General features: G+C 40.8%; 18 protein-coding genes. 3 read left to right on the top strand and 15 right to left on the bottom strand.

Annotated features, from left to right (window positions below):
- Nucleotides 1–229: 229 nt before the first annotated feature.
- The 8 genes from dltD to RDV49_RS02645 all read right to left on the bottom strand — a co-directional run bounded on the left by dltD (nt 230) and on the right by RDV49_RS02645 (nt 7,670).
- Nucleotides 230–1,498 carry a D-alanyl-lipoteichoic acid biosynthesis protein DltD gene (dltD, locus tag RDV49_RS02680; protein ID WP_003009158.1) on the bottom strand — a complete coding sequence of 423 codons (1,269 nt, stop codon included), beginning with the start codon at nt 1,496–1,498 and terminating at the stop codon, nt 230–232.
- A complete protein-coding gene (gene dltC / locus RDV49_RS02675; protein ID WP_003002265.1) occupies nt 1,491–1,730 on the bottom strand; it encodes a D-alanine--poly(phosphoribitol) ligase subunit DltC in 240 nt (79 codons plus the stop codon). The genes dltD and dltC overlap by 8 nt, the downstream gene beginning before the upstream one ends.
- A gap of 15 nt (nt 1,731–1,745) precedes the next feature.
- Complete coding sequence (gene dltB, locus RDV49_RS02670; protein WP_003009160.1) at nt 1,746–2,999, bottom strand: D-alanyl-lipoteichoic acid biosynthesis protein DltB; 1,254 nt, start codon at nt 2,997–2,999, stop codon at nt 1,746–1,748.
- On the bottom strand, nt 2,996–4,546 hold the full coding sequence (dltA, locus tag RDV49_RS02665; protein WP_003009162.1) for a D-alanine--poly(phosphoribitol) ligase subunit DltA: 1,551 nt from the start codon (nt 4,544–4,546) through the stop codon (nt 2,996–2,998). The genes dltB and dltA overlap by 4 nt, the downstream gene beginning before the upstream one ends.
- Nucleotides 4,547–4,564: 18 nt before the next feature.
- Nucleotides 4,565–4,693, bottom strand: coding sequence for a teichoic acid D-Ala incorporation-associated protein DltX (locus RDV49_RS02660; protein ID WP_003002102.1), 129 nt, complete (start codon nt 4,691–4,693; stop codon nt 4,565–4,567).
- Between the two features lie 169 nt (nt 4,694–4,862).
- The gene (locus RDV49_RS02655; RefSeq protein ID WP_003009164.1) at nt 4,863–6,122 is read right to left on the bottom strand and encodes a S41 family peptidase; all 1,260 of its coding nucleotides are present in this window, start codon (nt 6,120–6,122) and stop codon (nt 4,863–4,865) included.
- A gap of 92 nt (nt 6,123–6,214) precedes the next feature.
- Nucleotides 6,215–6,898 carry a DUF4956 domain-containing protein gene (locus RDV49_RS02650; protein ID WP_003009166.1) on the bottom strand — a complete coding sequence of 228 codons (684 nt, stop codon included), beginning with the start codon at nt 6,896–6,898 and terminating at the stop codon, nt 6,215–6,217.
- Nucleotides 6,891–7,670, bottom strand: coding sequence for a polyphosphate polymerase domain-containing protein (locus tag RDV49_RS02645; RefSeq protein WP_003009168.1), 780 nt, complete (start codon nt 7,668–7,670; stop codon nt 6,891–6,893). Before RDV49_RS02645 ends, RDV49_RS02650 begins: the two co-directional genes overlap by 8 nt.
- A gap of 212 nt (nt 7,671–7,882) precedes the next feature.
- On the opposite strand from RDV49_RS02645, the gene RDV49_RS02640 reads away from it, so the two are divergent.
- Both RDV49_RS02640 and RDV49_RS02635 read left to right on the top strand, forming a co-directional pair.
- Complete coding sequence (locus RDV49_RS02640; protein ID WP_003009169.1) at nt 7,883–9,130, top strand: carbohydrate-binding domain-containing protein; 1,248 nt, start codon at nt 7,883–7,885, stop codon at nt 9,128–9,130.
- A gap of 89 nt (nt 9,131–9,219) precedes the next feature.
- Nucleotides 9,220–9,903, top strand: coding sequence for a DUF4947 domain-containing protein (locus tag RDV49_RS02635; RefSeq protein WP_003009172.1), 684 nt, complete (start codon nt 9,220–9,222; stop codon nt 9,901–9,903).
- 233 nt (nt 9,904–10,136) lie between these two features.
- On the opposite strand, the gene RDV49_RS02630 is transcribed toward RDV49_RS02635, so the two are convergent.
- A complete protein-coding gene (locus tag RDV49_RS02630) occupies nt 10,137–12,932 on the bottom strand; it encodes a YhgE/Pip domain-containing protein (protein ID WP_037608164.1) in 2,796 nt (931 codons plus the stop codon).
- 133 nt (nt 12,933–13,065) lie between these two features.
- Between RDV49_RS02630 and RDV49_RS02625 the strand changes: the two genes are divergently transcribed.
- Nucleotides 13,066–13,599, top strand: a complete 534-nt coding sequence (locus RDV49_RS02625) for a TetR/AcrR family transcriptional regulator (RefSeq protein ID WP_003001962.1) — start codon at nt 13,066–13,068, stop codon at nt 13,597–13,599.
- A gap of 189 nt (nt 13,600–13,788) precedes the next feature.
- Here RDV49_RS02625 and rpsD read toward each other — a convergent pair whose 3' ends face one another.
- From rpsD to dnaB, 6 genes are all read right to left on the bottom strand, one after another.
- On the bottom strand, nt 13,789–14,400 hold the full coding sequence (rpsD, locus tag RDV49_RS02620; protein WP_003009175.1) for a 30S ribosomal protein S4: 612 nt from the start codon (nt 14,398–14,400) through the stop codon (nt 13,789–13,791).
- 205 nt (nt 14,401–14,605) lie between these two features.
- Entirely contained in the window at nt 14,606–15,337 is a 732-nt protein-coding gene (locus RDV49_RS02615) for an ABC transporter ATP-binding protein (RefSeq protein WP_003009177.1), read from the bottom strand.
- A complete protein-coding gene (locus RDV49_RS02610) occupies nt 15,330–16,325 on the bottom strand; it encodes an ABC transporter substrate-binding protein (RefSeq protein WP_037608444.1) in 996 nt (331 codons plus the stop codon). Before RDV49_RS02610 ends, RDV49_RS02615 begins: the two co-directional genes overlap by 8 nt.
- Before the next feature lie 57 nt (nt 16,326–16,382).
- Nucleotides 16,383–17,141: an ABC transporter permease gene (locus RDV49_RS02605; RefSeq protein WP_003009181.1), complete on the bottom strand. Its 759-nt coding sequence runs from the start codon at nt 17,139–17,141 to the stop codon at nt 16,383–16,385.
- A 210-nt stretch (nt 17,142–17,351) separates the two neighbouring features.
- Nucleotides 17,352–17,624, bottom strand: coding sequence for a Veg family protein (locus tag RDV49_RS02600; protein ID WP_003009183.1), 273 nt, complete (start codon nt 17,622–17,624; stop codon nt 17,352–17,354).
- Nucleotide 17,625: 1 nt separating this feature from the next.
- Nucleotides 17,626–18,984, bottom strand: a complete 1,359-nt coding sequence (dnaB, locus tag RDV49_RS02595; protein ID WP_003009185.1) for a replicative DNA helicase — start codon at nt 18,982–18,984, stop codon at nt 17,626–17,628.
- Between the last annotated feature and the right edge of the window lie 16 nt (nt 18,985–19,000).

Raw genomic sequence — 19,000 nt, 5'->3', positions numbered from 1 at the left:
AGCTGACTTATCCACTGTTTTTTATCACTTATCCACAAAAATGTGGATAACTTTCACCTTTTGCTCCCTCAAAAGAGGAAGTGTCATCAGCACCAGGACTTGTTTTCATCCATTTACAAGGAAGTTTCCCACAGCCTGGGGATAACTCTCTTGCTCGTTTGTGACTTTCTCGTCACTTTCCTCACAAATCAAGGAGCCAGGATTTGATCCTGCCCCCTTTGATCAAGCATTATTTAAATTCGTCTGGTGTCCCTTTATATTGAGCCCAGTCTTTACTGAAGAAGCGATCATTTAGATGGTAAGTTGGTGCTTTTTCAGCCTTTGTGACAAAGGGATTGACCGCTTTATCAAAGGCTAGCCAACCATTCCATCCCATATGAATCGTATCTTCCATAAAGTAGGGCTGATCACCATCTTTAGAAAAGTCTGCAATATTGGTGAATCCTTGACTTTCCAATTGGTAACGAATCTTTTGAACAGCCTGTTCATATTTTTCTTGGCTCAAGCCTGTGTATTTCATCCATTTGGCATTAACTGGAGGAATGACAAAGATGACATTGGTCCGAGATTTAGCAAACTGGTCTAGAACCAATTGCAAGTCATTGTACTCAGGAGATTGAACATAGGATTCGTTTTTTTGGAAACCTTTAAGTTTCTTCAACTTCATTTTTAAACGAGTATTGTAAAAATGATTGCTGATTCCAAGGTCGTTGTTATTGGTTTTGACTTTTGCTTCAGCCGTTGCAATTTCTTCCAATTTCTCATATGAGAATTGATCTGGTAAATCTTGTAGACGTTTTTTGACCTTCTTATCGTAATTCCCGTTTGTACGCGTTGCAAGATTACTAAATAAAGCATCTTCGCGTTGGACAAGGTGGGAAACAAGCTGGTTCAAAGACTGATCAAATCTGGAAATTTTCTTTCCTTGAGAAATGTTCGTTACAACACTTTGAAAGGCGACATTTGGATACTGTTGTAACAGACGCTTTGCAGCATACTGGGATGCAGCATCCTGTTGGTGATTGGCAATAAAGCTATTCAACTGATCGCTATTAAAGAATTGTTGAAAGGCAGAGGAATCATAGCCCTTCTTGGTGAACCATTGCGGAGAAACCACATAAACAGCTGTATTGTCCTTGAGTTCTGGCAAAATCTGTTGCATCCCAAAATACTGGTTCAAAGAAGCCGCACCACGTTCTCCTAAAAAGTAGGGTCTGTAATTGCGGTCATATTTTTCAGCCAAAACTGCTGGATGCACCACATCAAAACGCAACCACTCACTGGAGCCGAAATAAGGAACAAAGCGATGCTGTGGATCAGAAAGTGCTTCTTGTTTCTTTGTACGACTCTTGAATCCTTCTGCATTCAAACTAACCGCAGCTTTTTTCTCTTCGGTATAGTTGTGCTTATGATTGATTGGATAAAAGAATAATAAAGCTGCTACCATGAGGAGCGCGCAAAATACGGGCCCTAAAATCAGCCACAAACGCTTAAGCATTCTGAAGCTCCGTTACACCTTCTACGATCTTGTTAGCAGTATTCCAATCATCGCGTCCAAATTCAGATACAGGAACACGGATGCCAAAGCGATTTTCCAATTCCACAATCAATTCGACTGTTCCCATACTATCAAGGACACCCGCATCAAAGAGATCCTCATCCATCATGTCTGAGACATCTTCCATAAACAATTCGTCAATAATTTCAATTACTTGTGATTTTACATCCATTTTTCTATTCTCCTTTTATTTCAATTTTGGAAACCATTGTTGATCCAAGAATCCTGAGAAAATCAGGAAGGACAGCATCACTGTGTTAAAGGTGATAAAGATCCCTAAAGCTTTGGTCCAACGATTGTCCGGTATAGGATCCAATCCTTTTGCTTTTCTTTCTTTATTGATGGTCTTTTTCTTACGAATCCAAGCATCATTGATAACCAGTCCAAGCCCATGGAAGAGCCCGTAAGCGATGTAGTACCAGGTCACCCCGTGCCAGAAGCCCATGACCAACATATTGATAATATAGGCAACATTTGAGGTGGTAATCCGGCTCTTGAATACTTTATTGCGCATCAATACCATCACGAGACGCATAAAGACAAAATCACGGAACCAGAAAGATAAACTCATATGCCAACGATTCCAGAATTCCTTTAAGTCACGTGATTTAAAGGGACGATCAAAGTTGATGGGACTTTTAATTCCCATCAGATTGGAAGCTGCTAAAGCAAACATCGAATAACCCGCGAAGTCAAAGAAAAGGTCAAAGCCATAGACATACATGACTCCCAGCGTTCCGATATTGAAGAATCCACCTTGAGACAAGGCATAGGTCTGAACATGACCTAACAATAAGTGGCCAAAAATATGAGCTAGGATAAATTTATAAAGGAAGCCATACATGATATACTTAACAGCTTGCTCCAACATATCCAATAATTCTTCACGCTCAGGAATAGTTTTATAATCCTCATTAAAACGTTTGAAACGATCAATCGGCCCACTTGAGAAGGTCGGCATAAAGAGCATAAAGCGTAAGAATTCCCAGAGTGTGAATTCTTTCAAGACACCATCTCGCATTTCGATGATCATTCCGACAGCTCGGAAGGTTAAATACGAAATCCCTAAAAATCCAAACAAGGATTGGTGCCCATTCTTGATTGCTGGCTCTACCTTCACAAAGATCAGGGGCAAGACAGACAAGAAGGAATGAAGATAGAAAATCCACTTGTTGTCCGCTTTCTGACGATAGATCTTGTAGGAATACACAATCAAGATTTGCCAGACTACGTAAAAGAGCAGGGCATAAATTTGCTTGAGATTCGAACCTGTCAGCATCAAAATGATAAAGATCAGACTCACCAGTCCTTCATAGATAGGAAATCTCTTTTTGAAAAAGAGGCCCACAAAGATCGGCAAAAAAGCTAGAATGAGGTAGATAAAATAGATCGGTGTTCCATAGTGTTCTAAATGAGGGAGCTGTTTCAAAAACTCGATCATCGGTTGTTAACCTCGCTAATCAACCCTTTGATGTCGATTTTCCCGTTTGGTGTTAATGGCAGGCTGTCACGATAGAGGAATTTTGAAGGCATCATATAAGACATCATGATGTTTTCTAAATCTTCCTTAATAGCTTTCGTGATATCAATTTCGCGCTCAAATTGTTCTTTGACACCCTCTTTTAAGATGACATAGGCCAAGAGATTTTGGACCTTGTGATCTTTATTATAACGCGGTACAGCGACTGCTGAGTCAATATACTTCGATTTGTTCAAGTTTTGAGAGACATCCTCTAGCTCGATACGATAACCGTTAAATTTGATTTGGAAGTCCATCCGTCCACCATAGAGAAGGAGACCTTCATCCGTCATGGTTCCGACATCTCCTGTATGGTAGGCTGGAAGGCCTTCAAATTCGAAGAAGGCTTCTGCTGTTTTCTCTGGATTATTCATATAACCTTTTGAAACGGCTGGTCCAGACACGATGATTTCCCCTTGCTCACCATTTGGCAATTTGTTGCCTGCCTCATCAATGATGAAGGTTGGAGAATCTTCTTTGGTGTAACCAATTGGCAGACGTTTCAAAGTCGCTAACATCTCATCTGTGATTGCAACTGCCGACAAAGCAACAGTTGCTTCCGTTGGGCCGTAGGCATTGATGATGCGTGCATTTGGGAAACGCTCGCGCAATTTCTGAGCGGTTTTAACGGTCAACTCTTCCCCATCAAAGTAGAAATGGGTGATCCCTGGCATCTTTTCAGCATTGAAATCTTCAGACAACATGGCCATATCTGCAAAAGATGGTGTCGAAGTCCAGATCGCAATCGGAAGAGAAAAGATGGTCGCAAAGAGTTGTTTGAAGTCTTGGGTGATGGCTGAGGGAAGAGCAAAAAGGGTTCCTCCAAGAGCCAAGGTCGGCGCCCAGTACATGACAGACAAGTCAAAGGAATAAGGTGGTTGCGCCAACATTTGCGGACGCTCTGGCGTTGCAAATTCCTTGTCCGTAATCATCCAGTTGGTAAAGCTGAGCAAGTTATCGTGCGAAATTTGCACCCCTTTTGGTTTCCCAGTTGTCCCTGAGGTAAAGATGATGTAGTAGTTATCATCCCCTTTGACCGGATGTTGCAAGTCATAGGCATTCTGAGCTGCATAAGCTTCACGCACTTGCTCCAAGGACAAGATTGGAGCAGCTGGGTTTTCCAATGGAAATTCATTGATAGCAATAATCAAGCTTGGCTCTGCTACTTCAACAATGGCAGACACGCGCTCCAAGGCAGAGTGGCTATCAATTGGGATATAGGCATGGCCAGATTTGGTCAAGGCCACAAAGGTTGCTAACATTTCATATTCTTGACCACCAAAGACCACTACAGGTGACTTTTCAGGAAGTCCCATTTGGTCGATGTGGGCAGCCAAGCTATCTGAATCAGCCTTCAGTTGGCCATAGGTATGCTCCTCACCAAGGACATTGTAAACCGGATAGTCTGGTTGTAGTTGCGCATAACGTTCAATTGTCTCGATCATATCAGTAATTGGTTGGTTTGACACGGCTAGGAGTCTCCTTTTCTAAAATTCGTTGTAGATAAAGCCACCCTGACCTTGACCAAGGTAACTAAAGAAATAAAGTAGGGCTAGGAAAATGGCGAAATACAAGACCGTCTGCCCGATAAATTTATAAAGTGTTTTATGTTTCATAAGTTTCACTCTTCATTTTGATTGTTATTCACTATTTTACCATTTTTTATACCAAGTAAGCAATCTTAAACATAGTGAGAATGTGGTAGAAAACGTTATCATTTCAGATCATTCAAGCCGTTTAACGAAAGCATTTTTCTTTAATCAGTTTTCTGGTTGAAATCCTATTCTATTTTACATTACCTTGATGAATCAACTCCAGACACTTGTCCAGATCCACATCTCTCTCGAAATGGCTAGGTGTCCAAGTAATCTCTATATCGGGTAGAACACCCTGATCCGTCATTCCTTTCCCTTGATCCACGCTTAAACAGCGAGAAGTGGGAAACATTAAACAAAAATTATCATAATCAACCGTACAACAATTAGAGTAGTCTAGAATTCCGAGAGTTGGTCGACCCACCACCGTTACCTTCTTAAACTGCTTCATCATCTGAACAAAGTTATCCCCAGATGAAGCACAATAAATATCTGATAAGATAAAGATTTGTTCAGGATAGTGGCCACCTCTAACCTCTGGGAAGAATTCCTCGCTTTCTTCCTTATATGCCACATAGCCTTTTCCCCGATGGCGGAGCAAATCCTCTTTCATATCTTCAAGCAGCTTAACTGTTTCAGGACTAAGTTCTTCCTGTTGCATCCAGTTCTCAAAATCTTTCAAGCGCAGGTCAACATTGCGTTCCGTGTAGAGAATTTCCATGCCATCATCATCCCAGTCAAGCGAATCATAGCCCTGATCCTTTTCTAAGCCTAGATGTAATAGAGGGAAATATAAAGAATCTGTCCCCCCACTGTTGCGTCGGACATCAATGAGAAGAAACTTGACTTCCGTCATCGTCGGTAAACACTCTTGGTATAAACGACCCAAAGATCCTTCATCCATAAAGTTATCCAGACGAAGATAAAGAATCCCATCGTCTAATCGTTTCCAAAAAATCTGATCCTGGATCGGTTCTCGACTGGGTACTACTTTAATGGTCTTTTCTATCCCTTCTCGAAGCAGGGTGACACTCGTTGACTGAGAGACCAAATCTGCCCATTCTCGGTAGTGTCTTTCAGGGGTCTTGCTGATAAAATAGTCTTTATGAAGAGAAGCTATCTGATCCAAGTCACTTCCATCCAGAGCTAGGATTTGATCTCCTACTTGAAGACCCGTATCTTCATTAGCTTCCTCAACATACAGTTTCTGTCCATTTATTCTCAAAAGAAACCCTTTTTGACTGGCCTTTTTATCTCGAAAGGAAACATGCCCGATCACCCCAAAACTAGCTAGGTAAGCCTTAACTTGATAGAGAAAGGCATCATCTGTCATATCATCTGTAATGTTTTCTCGAAAAGGCTCTGGATCGCATCCTTTTCGATCCTTGCTGGTAGATGAATCATGGGTCATAATAGAGACGACATCTTCAAAAATAGCAGTCTTTTTCATAAAGGATTCCTTCAATTTTTTAGAAACAGTATACCACTTTTTCTTAAAAAGTTCTTAAAATGCTAAAAAAATATCCTAAAGTAGGATAGCCGTTATAGATTCTTTCTTTTTTTGGCTTTCTTTGTCAGAGCGACATCACAATTTTCAATCTTGTTAATCAATAGATTGGCAAGAGCAAAATCATCGATGTTCGATTTCATATTCACCTCATAGTTCAAGGTCAGTTGTTCTCCAGCTTGGGCTGTTGTTACAGAAATAAAGTCAATTTCTGAACAACTTTGGTCTAACAACTGACTGATTTGTTCTGCAACAGCATCTTGTTTTGAGACTGTAATGGTCAAATGACGGCGCCGTTGATGATCTGCTTTACTCTGTTTGTTCTCCAATACAAGCCAAATCCCTAGTAAAGAGAGGGTTGATAAAATTGCCAATAAAAGATAGCCCGATCCTGCTGCTAGTCCTATAATCATGGCTAGAAAAATCGCAATCAACTCTCTAGATCCACTCGTAGCTGACCGGAAACGAATCAAACTAAAGGTCCCTGCCACTGCAATCGAGGTCCCCAAACTTCCATTGACCAAAAAGATCACTAAGGTCATCATACAAGGAAGCAAGGTCAAACTAATGACAAACTCTCGAGTGTACAGTGTCCGGTATTTATAGGTCCAAGATAGGGCTATTCCTAGAAAGAGGCTGACCAAAAGGGCCAGCAGTAAGCGCAAGGGATCCACCGTTGCTGTGGCATTATTAAAAATAGAATCAAATAGATTAGACATAGGCAGCACCTACCGTTTCTTCCACTGGTCTTGGGGCATAATCCAATCCTTGTGATTTATGATAAGCACAGCTATATTTTGAAAATTTCTGCTTGACCAAACCATACTTCTCTAAAATATCCTTTAACCATTGAGGTTCTTGTCCGGGAGCCTTAATTTCCATGATCACGAAGTCATCCTCTAACAAAGGTTCTCCTTTCTTCCCATGAAAAAGACTAACAGCTTGATCACGAAAGACTAAGTTTTGATCGATTGTCACGCGAATTTTCTGATAAGGATAACCCTGAATGGATTTCTTTTCTTTGAGAGACAAGCGATCATAGTAAATGAACATCCGTGGTCCCAATCGATGACCATAGCGTTTACGCAATCTCTGAATCTCTTGCACTAAGTCTGGATCTTGTATCTGATGATCTACTGTCCCATCTGTCATCAAGTTGATAATGGCTTGTGAAGTAGCGACTAGACGGAATTTATGGCCAATTCCTTCTTCATCTTTTGACTTCACCTCTAGAAATACTGGACTGTCTGCTTGAGGTGTTTCTATATAAGTCCGCATCCGAATTTTTTCACGGCGGTGTTGTTTGGCAAGAGCATCTTGAATGACCTCAAAATTTTCCGTATCAAAATAAATGTTTGAAATAGTTGAAGTTGGATAATCATCTTCTACGACGTATTCTTTTAAGCCTTTGATCAAGTCTTTTACGTCATCTTTTGCGACGATATATTTTGTTTCGATTCGTTTAAAACTTGTCTCAATTGTTTTTTTCATGTTTCTACTCCTTTAAGGGGGATATTGCTTCTAATCTTCAGTAAGTATGGATACGACTTACGTGTTTTCTAGTTTAATGGGACTTTCTTAACTGGTCATTAAGCCAAACTTAAAGAAAACTAAAGTTAAGATTCCTTTCAGAAAAACTTTAGGAAACTTTCAGCTAGCAACTTTAGACTAGGAGCATATCAATTGAACGAGAGAAAAAGCTCATGAAATCAAACAAATGGAAATTTTTATTAACGGGGGCCGCAACCCTCACCCTACTAACAGCGTGTAGCCAAGCATCATCTCAATCAGCTACAACAAACGCAACAACAACTGCTTCTAGTGTCTCAAAGAAAACGACTAAAACCAAGCAATCTGACTATTTTACCGAAAAAGATTCAGACACCTCATATGATGAAAGCAAAGCCTCTACTGTAAAACTATCTGGATCTTCTGCAAGTGTATCAGGTGACGGCGTAGCTGTATCTGGATCAACTGTGACCATCTCAAAGGCTGGAACCTATGTCATCTCTGGTGAATCCGATGGGGTTCAAATCAAGGTCGAAGCAGGTGACTCAGATGATGTTCACATCGTCTTGAAAGGCGTTACCATGACCAACACCAACGCGCCAATTTCTGCTACGAAAGCCGGGCATGTCTACCTTACCCTAGCAGACGGCACGACCAATACCTTGTCTGATTCAAGTTCAAACAATGATGAAGATGCCGATGCGGTCATCTTCTCTAAAGGCGACCTCACCATCAATGGTTCAGGTACACTCAACATTGACGCCAAGAAGAACAACGGTATCAAGGCCAATGACACTCTCCATATCACAGGTGGAACCTATAAGATCACGACTGTAGGAGATGCCTTCAACGTCAATGATGAACTCAATATCACTGGCACGACCATGACCATCGATGCAGATGAAGATGCAGTCAAGGTGGATAATGATGAAGATACTTCGGTCGGAACCATGTATCTTTCAGATAACAAAATGACCATCACCGCAGGAGACGACGGAATCCATGCTTCTGGTGATCTGATCATCGATAGCGGAACCTATGAGGTAACAGAGTCTGTCGAAGGTCTCGAAGGAAAATCGATCACCATCAACGGTGGAGATATCACCATCTATGCAACCGATGACGGTGTCAATGCGGCCAATGCCAATGCCAACCAAGATGAAATTTTCTTCACTATGAATGGTGGAACCCTCAACGTTGAAGTTGGCCAAGGCGATACCGATCCAATTGATTCGAATGGAAATATCACCGTTACCGGAGGAACCATTAAATTAACGGGTCAATCTGGCTTCGACTTTGATGGAACAGCTACCTACACTGGCGGAGACATCTATATCAACGGTGAAAAACAAACGGAAATTGTCAACTCCATGCCTGGAGGCGGTGGTGCTCCCGGAGGTGGCGGACCTCAAGGCGGTGGACCTGGAGGGGGGCGTCCATAACAACAAATAAAGGCAGGATTTCTTCCTGACCTTTTTTTGTTACCCTTTTTATGATAGAATAGAAAATCAATCAGCTTATCGAAAGGAACATGATGAAAAAACAAACACTCCCTCTTTTCTTCACACTCTTGCTGTCTCTTCTTTTTCTATCAGCCTGTGTGCCGGATCTTAAGATCAACTTTAAAAAAGAACCAACAACTACCAGTTCAAAAAAGAAAACCTTTAAAAAAAGTAGCTCGAGTCGTTCTAGCCACCCGAGTCATTCAACTAGTTCAAATAACTCAAGCAACTCCTCTAGCTCTCCTTCAACCACAACGCAGCCCTCTTCTGACATCGTCACAACCGAAGGACTCCCTAAAAATGCTCAAGAAGCTCCAAAAGATAAGATTTATGCGACAGGAAACCTAAAAGTGGCCTACTCTAGAAATGGCGATACTATTTTTGCCCAGACGCCGGACTATGAAGGGTATACCACTGCCCTTGTCCAAACAATTCTTGGGAATCCAGAGAAACAAATAACAGACCCTGCTTATATTGCCGAATCTTTTGAAAATACCGAATTAGAAAATATTAAAGGGCTCTACCACGAGGGGAAAATCACAGGGGAACAAGCTCACGCCTTTTTGATGGGAGCTGTTGATCTCAAACAAGCTTCTAAATCCGGAGTAGATTATACCATTTACACCTATAAAAACAACACCATCCAACTGGTCTTTGAAAACGACCAACTTCTCTATATTACTCCAAATCCTGATGTCGTCTTCTTTAAATAATAAGAGAGTGGGACAGAAATCGGTAATTCGTTAGAATTCGATTTCGTCGTCCCACCTCCGCACAGTTGAGTAGGGCTGTAAAAGCTGATGAAATCAGCGTAGTAGAGCCCACTCAACCACTGCGTCTTGCTCGACAATCCAAAAATAATTGAGAGGCTAGGACTTTTGTCCCAGCCTCTTGTTTCACATGAAACAAAAAACTCCCAACACATTCTGTTGGGAGTTCCTGAAGATTAGTCCTCTTCATATTTTTTTGGATTATAGAACCACATTCCGAGTCCTGCAAAAAGGACAATAGTCATCAGAAGGAAGGCCACTTGATTTCCAATTTCTCCTGTCATCGAAATCGTTTGACGAAGACCAGAAACGGTATAACTCATTGGCAAGAATGGATGAATGGCTTGGAAAAATCCATTTGTCAAAGCAAGAGGATAAGTTCCTGCACTAGAAGCCAATTGCAAGAGCAAGAGGATCAAGGAAAGGAAAGCACCGATCTTTCTTTGCCATGTTGTCAAAGCAGTCACGATAGACATGAAGGCCACACTACCAATCACACAAAGGAAGAGAGTAGCCATCTCATGATTAGCTGATAAACCAATCAAGTGAACGGCACCATAGACCAAGACTCCTGCAATCACCGCAATCGTTCCGTTGACCTCAAAGCGAGATTTAAACCATGCCCAGCGACTTTCAGGATGACGACCGGATGGCAATTTTGCAAAGATCATATTGGTTGACAAGGCACAAACAAAGAGTGCTACAGAGATCATATAAGGAGCCATTCCGACACCATTCACCGGGACATTGTCACGGTCTGTTTTAGACAAAGTGACAGGATCTGCTAAGGTTTTAGCGTTTTCTTTTTCAGTTGTAGCCACATTCAATTGTCCCTTAGCATCGTTTAATCCTTGACTCAAGGTTTGGCTTCCTGTTGCTAATTCACCTAAACCATTTGTCAATGTTTGGCCACCTGCTGCTAATTTGCTGGACCCATCTGAGATTTGATTTGCACCGTCGGCTAGTTTATCAGCACCGGTCACCAATTGACCTGATTTTTCTGTCAACTGATTGACACCAGTGACAAGTTTGTTGACACCACCTGCCAACTCTGGAGTTTTGCTGTTCAATTGCCCTACACCGTCAGCTAATTTTCCAGCACCGGCAACCAATTCACCCGACTTACCTGTTAATTGGGTCGCGCCTGAAGCCAGTTGATTCATGCCTGATGTCAAGGCAGGCATCTTCCCATTTAACTCACCTAGACCAGAAGCCAATTGATTGCTTCCTGCAAGTAATTCTGATGATTTACTATCTAGTTGACCAACACCTGCTGCTAACTGACTAGCCCCATTTGTTAAAGTACTGCTATTCGTCTGAAGTTGGGTTGCTCCATTAGCGATTTTATCGACACCAGCTGTATAAGCGCCGATCCCTTGACTGATGGTTTGACTAGCTGGCAACAATTGTCCACTAACTGCGGATTGGATCTTAGACAAGCCACTTGACAAGTCTGTCAAGGTAGAAGAAGCTGTCGGTAAAACTTGATTGGCTGCCGTTTGCAGTTGTGTCAAGCTATTTCCTGTATTCAAACCACCTTGGATCATTTGAATCGTAGTCAAGATTCCTTGAGCCGCCGTTTCACTCGAGCTTGGGCTCGATGAGATTGCCGCATTGATTTCCGCTTGTTGGTCAGCTGTCATTGCTTGATAGGCTGCTGTTCCTTGCACACTTGCAAGGGCATTTGCACGATCCGCTTGGGCTGAAGCAAGGATTGATTGAGCTGAATTCGCAATACTCGTCAATCCAGACGAAAGTTGACTGGTATCTACTGTAGCATTTTGAATCGCTGCATTTAATTGGTTTAAACCAGCTGCCAATTGATCAATCTGAGCAGATTGACTTGTAGAAGCTTGTAGCTGGCTTGATAATGTTTGAATACCTGATTCTAATTGAGAAACCCCATTTCGAAGGGTAGCAGATTGACTACTTAATTGACCCGCTCCTTCTGATAAAGTAGCGACTCCATTTGTATAGGTTGCTAAACCATTTGAAAAGTTAGATAGGCCCGAATTCAATTGACGCACGCCATTGGTATAATTCCCAAGACCATCATTGAGGGTCCCCATACCGCTGGTTAATTGACCAACTCCTGAAGCCAACTGAGGGGTTTGACTCGCCATTTGATTGAGACCATTTCCTAATCGATCCACTCCGGTAGCGTAAGCCATCAAGCCTGTATTAAAAGTACCAAACCCATTATTTAATTGATTGACACCAGATACCAAGTTTGGAAGTTGACCAGCCATTTGATTGAGACCATTTCCTAATTGACCAACACCATCTGTATAGGCTACTAGACCTGTACGAAGAGTAGTTGCACCATCTGAAAATGCTAAGCTTGAACGAGCCAATGTATTCAAATTAGTAGATAGTGTTTGACCACCATCTTCCAATTTACTTGCACCATCTGCTAATTTAGCACTTCCATCTGCCGCTGTCCCCATACCAGATTTAAGCGATCCCATTTTGGAAAATAAAGCTGTTGTATAAGTATTGGTCACTTTTTCAGCCACTGACTGCTTCATTTTTGTCATCGCAGTGTCGCTCATTTTTCCTGCGATAAAACTATGACCACTGGACGTTTGGTAATCAATGGTCATCTGTTCCGGATGATTGGTTAAGATGGAGCTAGCTTTTTTTGAAAGATCCTCAGGCAGGGTTACAATCATATAATAATCGCCATTTTTGAGACCATCTTTCGCAGCTTTCTCATCTACAAAATGAAAATCAAGTGAGTCATTGTCCTTCAAATTGGACACCATGTCTTTTCCAATTTCCATCTTTTGTCCATTATATGTAGCAGATTGATCCTTATTGACAACCGCTACAGGAAGATCCGAAACCTTTCCATATGGATCCCACATGGAAGATAGAAAAATAATATTATAAAGAGCTGGAATCAACGCAACTCCAATCATGACAATGATAAATGTTGGCTTTTTAAGAACAGCCTTCCATTCTTTCATCATATTTTTTGTCTCCTTTTTATACACATTGTCTAAATTTCTGATATAATAGATTATACAGTTTTTAGAAATTTTCACAAGTAGAAAATCTTATTTTTAGACACTGTGTACAATTTTGTGCAAAAAGGATTAACAGATGACTGAGAGCAATAAACGATTAAAAACAAAACGAAATATCGAGGAGGCGATGGTTCGACTACTCGAAAAGGAATCATTCGACCAAATCACGACGGTTGAGTTAGCACAAGAATCCGGCATTAGTCGCTCTAGCTTTTATACCCACTATCGAGACAAGTATGACATGATCGAGCGCTACCAACAAGCACTCTTTCACAAGCTTGAATATATCTTTGATAAACACCAAGATGACAAGCGCCAAGCGATTACAGAAGTGTTCGAATTTCTAACCAAGGAGCCACTCTTCGCGGTTCTTCTGACAGAGAATGGAACCAAGGAGATCCAGACCTTCTTACGACATAAATTACAGATTCTTCTGGTTGATAGTTTGCAAGAGCGCTATAGTCATAAATCATTAACAGATATTGAAAGAGTCTACAGTTCTGTCTATCTGACCAATGCCTTCTTCGGAGTCTGTCAAATGTGGGTTTCTCGCGGAAAAAAAGAAAGCCCTCAACAAATGGCTGAATTTTTAATGAAAATGTTACGGTAACAGTCTCTCCTGATCGATCTAGATCAGGAGTTTTTTTATTAGCAGGTTTAGGTTTTAAGAAAACAAAAAACTGTCTCATTTAATGAAACAGCTTTAGAAAATTTGTAACTGAACAAAGCCAGAAATCAACCCTTTAAGACAAAACAAAAAGCCCACTGTTGTAGGCTTTCTGTAAGGTATATCTTAAAATTAAAGCATTTTGTTGTAGAATTCAACGACAAGTGCTTCGTTGATTTCTGGGTTGATTTCATCGCGTTCTGGCAAGCGAGTCAATGAACCTTCCAATTTTTCAGCATCGAATGATACGAATGCTGGACGTCCAAGAGTTGCTTCAACAGCTTCAAGGATAGCTGGAACTTTAGCTGATTTTTCACGAACTGAGATCACTTGACCTGGAGTTACGCGGTATGAAGGGATATCAACGCGTTTTCCGTCAACAAGGATGTGACCGTGGTTAACGAATTGACGAGCTTGACGACGAGTAGTCGCAAGTCCAAGACGGTAAACAACGTTATCCAAACGACGTTCCAAAAGAAGCATGAAGTTGAAACCGACAGTTCCTTCTTTGATCTTAGTAGCTTGTACGAACAAGTTACGGAATTGTTTTTCACCAAGTCCGTAAGAGAAACGAAGTTTTTGTTTTTCAGCTAATTGCAAACCGTATTCTGACAATTTTGAACGGTTGTTTGGTCCGTGTTGACCTGGTACGTAGTTACGACGTGCCAATTCTTTACCTGTACCTGTAAGTGACAAGCCAAGACGGCGAGATTGTTTCCAAGATGGTCCTGTATAACGTGACATTTAAAATGTCCTCCTATAAAAATAATTTTTGTAGGAAATAACGTTTTAGACAAACCTGATTCGTTCAGAAAGCCTTCGCCCAAACAGCAAAGGTTACTTTTCTAGCTGACTTCCTGTTGACGAGCTTCATTTTGTCCTGCTGTCATTTCGCACAAATTCTATTCTATCACGGAATAGAAACTTTGTAAAGTCCTTCAAAACAATTTCAATGAAATTCAGCTAACAATTCTATGATTCGTTTTTTATATTGCAATTGTTGCCAGTCCCTATCCGTTGCTAGATCCCATTTTAAAGGAAGATCTGCAATAATTTCACCGGGATTATGATTCAAGATATAGACCCGATCACTCAATGTCAAAGCTTCTTCGATACTATGAGTGATCACCAGAGTGGTGAGACCAAGACGTTCCTTACTGTCTAGATACCAGTGATAAAGGTCCTGCCTTGTCAATTCATCTAAGGCACTAAAAGCTTCATCTAATAGGAAGACAGAATGACCCAGAAGATAGGTTCTCAATAGCGCCACCCGTTGCCGCATCCCCCCACTCAGCGCATTAGGATAAAGGTTGGCGATACTTCCCAATTTAAATTCATCTAACAATTTTAGAGCGGTAGATGTCGCCTCTTCCTTAGAAATCTTTTTTAATAAAAGGGGCAGAATAATATTTCCCAATACTGTCTTATGTTCCAACAAAAGATCCTTTTGTAGCATATAGCTGACTTTCCCAAAGGAGATCGGAGCATTATCTACTTCTATGGTACCCTTTTGTAAGGGAAGGATCCCAGCAATTAAATTAAACAAGGTTGATTTCCCTACCCCACTCGGACCTAGAATAGAGACAATTTCTCCTTTTTGCACTTCTAGTGATACATTGTTTAAAACTGCTTTATCTCCAAAAGAGAAACTTACATCTTTTACGGTTAAAATATCAGTCACCTACCAATTCATTTGTGAAACCTTTGTCTTCTAAGTCATTTGAAACCAATCCTTGCTCTTTTGCCCAAGCATAAAAAGCATTCCATCGCTTAGGATCAAACTGCCCCCACTTGTCCTTGTCTGAAGCATATTGACTGGAAAGATATTTTTGGGCAGCTAGAACAAAATCACGCTGGTTAGCCAAGGCAGGGGCCTGTTTAATCAAGATATCCGCTGCTTCTTCCGGATGCTCTATAGCATATTGGTAGCCTTTTTTCACCGCTTGAATGAATTTTTTTGCTTCCTCTTTATGAGACTTCAAATAGTCATTGTTAGCAATAATAACAGGCGAATAGTAGTCAAATGCAGGAACAAAATCTTTCATATAGAAGAAATTGGTCTTCATTCCCTTTTGCTCAGCCAAAATTCCATCCCAACCGTGATAAATCCAAGCAGCATCAAAGACCTTATTTTCAATCGGAGTAATGGAATTTGAATCACTATTTGGAACCAATTTTACTTGATTAAAATCAGCACCTTCTTTTTTCATCATCGATTTGATCATTTCCAACTCAATCGGATCATTCCAGGTACCATACCGCTTACCAACCAAATCTTTTGGACTTGTGATCGCTGCATCTTTTCTTGAAATAATCCCTGACGTATTGTGTTCAACAATAGCTGCAACAGCGGTAATACCCGCACCTTTATCCAATTTCTTGGCCATAGAATCTTGGAAATAAATACCAAATGGAGCTTTCCCATTGATAATCAAATCAGAACTACTGTCTTCCGGCGGAAGTTTTATATCTACATCCAGTCCTGCATCTTTAAAATACCCTTTTTCCTTTGCTACATAGAGACCCGTATGATTGGTATTCGGGGTCCAATCTAGAATAAAATCAATCTTTTTCAAACCACTTGACGATTGCTTGACAGAATTTTGACAAGCACTCAAGAAAACAAATCCCAATATTATTGAGAAAAATAAACCTATTGACTTTTTCATCATTCATACCTCTTTTACATTTTTGTCAATTTAATTTTTACACCATTTACAAGTTTGTCAATCCTTTTTCCATTTCAGAATGGTTCGTTCTAATTGGTCAACGAGAAACATACCGAGTAAACTAATAGCAGAAATCAATACAATGATCGCAAACATCGTATCATACTGAAATAACTTCTTCGACTGGATCATATAGACCCCCAATCCATCAAAACCTCCTAACCATTCTGAAACGACCGTACTGATAAAAGCATAGGAAACGCTCACACGTAAACCTGCGAAAAAATAAGGAAGCGCTGCAGGAATTTTATAATGGACTAAAGTCTGAAAGCGATTGGCTTGCATAATCTGAAACAATCTCAGAATATCTTGATCGCAATGCCGAAAACCATCTAACAGACTGACTACGATGGGAAATACAACCGTAATAATGATCAAAACTAGTTTTGGAAGCATACCATAACCAAACCAAAGAACCAGGATGGGGGCCAAGGCAATCGTCGGAATGGTTTGAATAACAACCATAAAAGGATAGACCAGATCATTCACCCATTGAAAACTATCCATGAGAATCGCAAATCCAGCAGCAAGAAGAACCCCTATAACAAGTCCGATCAAGGCCACTTGAAGGGTAGACAAACTGTGATGAATCAGGAGAGCTCGATCTCGTACAAAGGCATTCCCAATTTCAAGTGGCGTTGGTAATACAAATTTGGGGAGGATATTTAAAAATCCTGCTAACTGCCATAAGACAAGAAGACTGCTAAAACCTGCAAATCCTATCAATTGTTTTGAATATCTTTTTACAAGAGACATCGTAACCTCCTTTCTCACAAATAAAAAACGCCTCCAAAATAGGAGACGGATTGCACAAGGTCACTCATAACGAAAAATACATTTCATTTGTTTCCTACGCTGGCATTACCCAGATCAGGTGCGGTCGAAGCTTACACTTCCTCTCAGACTGTACACAGACTCCCATATGTATTTATTATAATAACTGATTTAGACGATAAAAGCAAGAAATTAATCCAAATAACGAATTAAATTCTTCTCTGTTAAAATATCTGAATAGGTATAAGACTCCACGTATGTATTAGCCGGTTCACCTGGTAAGCTATTATCGTTCGTATACTCGATAATAAATAAAGAAGGATAGACCTCAATCAAGCGTCCAAATTTATTTTTTTGACGTTTCCGTCCATTTTCAAGCGTCATTTCAACCACTTGTCCTTCATGGGCCTTGATCTCTTCTTTAATTTTTTTCATTTTTGCAACATCTGTAAATGCATCACTCATCTTATTGATCCTCTCTCTTTGAAATACTTGAGAATTTATTGTATTCCTTTTGGAATATTAATTCGACTGTCCCACGCGCACCTGAACGGTTTTTCTCGATAATCACTTCAACCGTATTATTAGGCATTCCATCTTCTTCCTCTTCACCAGCTCGATCATAATAATCATCACGGTACAAGAAAGCAACAATATCTGCATCCTGTTCAATCGATCCAGATTCACGAATATCAGAAAGAACAGGACGTTTGTCTTGGCGCTGTTCCACACCACGTGATAGCTGACTCAAAGCAATGACGGGAACTTTTAGTTCCTTAGCTAAAATCTTTAACTGACGAGAAATTTCTGAAACTTCCTGTTGACGGTTTTCTCTTCCAGTCCCTGTAATCAGCTGCAGGTAGTCAATCAGAATAAGACCGAGATTCCCTGTTTCCTGCGCTAATTTTCTTGCTCTCGAACGAATCTCAGTGATCCGAATTCCTGGGGTATCATCGATGTAAATACTCGCATTGGCCAAATTTCCTTGAGCAATGGCATATTTCCGCCATTCTTCATCCGTCAATTGACCTGTACGAATCGAATGGGATTCAATCAAGCCTTCAGCTGCTAACATCCGGTCAACCAAACTTTCAGCACCCATTTCTAATGAGAAAATAGCCACTGTCTTATCCAACTTTGTCCCGATATTTTGAGCAATATTTAGAGCAAAGGCTGTTTTCCCTACTGCAGGACGAGCCGCTAAAATAATCAACTCTTCCTCATGTAGCCCTGTCGTCATATGGTCCAAATCGCGATAGCCTGTCGCAATACCCGTAATATCAGAGGTTTGAAGAGAGCGGGCTTCCAAGCTACCAAAATTTATATTCAAGACGTCTCGAATATTTTTAAATCCACTACGATTTGCGTTTTCACTAACATCAATCAGAGCTTTTTCAGCACCCGCAATGATTTCATCTGAAGGACTTGCACCATCATAAGCTTGATTAATACTTTCCGTTAATCGAGAGATCAATCGACGTAAGACAGCTTTTTCGGCAACAATCTTCGCGTAATACTCCGCGTTAGCTGAAGTTGGTACCGAATTAATGACTTCTACCAAATAGGAGAGACCGCCAATATTTTGGAGATCCCCCTGACTATCTAAAATATTTCGAACAGTCGTCGCATCAATCGCATCCCCGCGGTCAGCTAGATCGATCATGGCTTTAAAAATCAAACGGTGCGAGTACTTAAAGAAATCGCCCGGCTCGATATATTCACGAACAAAGACCAATTTCCCCTCATCAATAAAGATGGCTCCCAACACTGATTGCTCCGCTTGGATATCCTGAGGTTGTGTTCGTAATTCCTCTATCTCAGCCATAAAAAAACCTTTCTAT

The sequence above is a fragment of the Streptococcus parasanguinis genome (genome assembly GCF_031582885.1).
GTDB lineage: Bacteria > Bacillota > Bacilli > Lactobacillales > Streptococcaceae > Streptococcus > Streptococcus parasanguinis_M.
The sequence above is the reverse complement of the archived record's forward strand: the minus strand, read 5'-3'. Positions and strand labels throughout refer to the sequence as shown.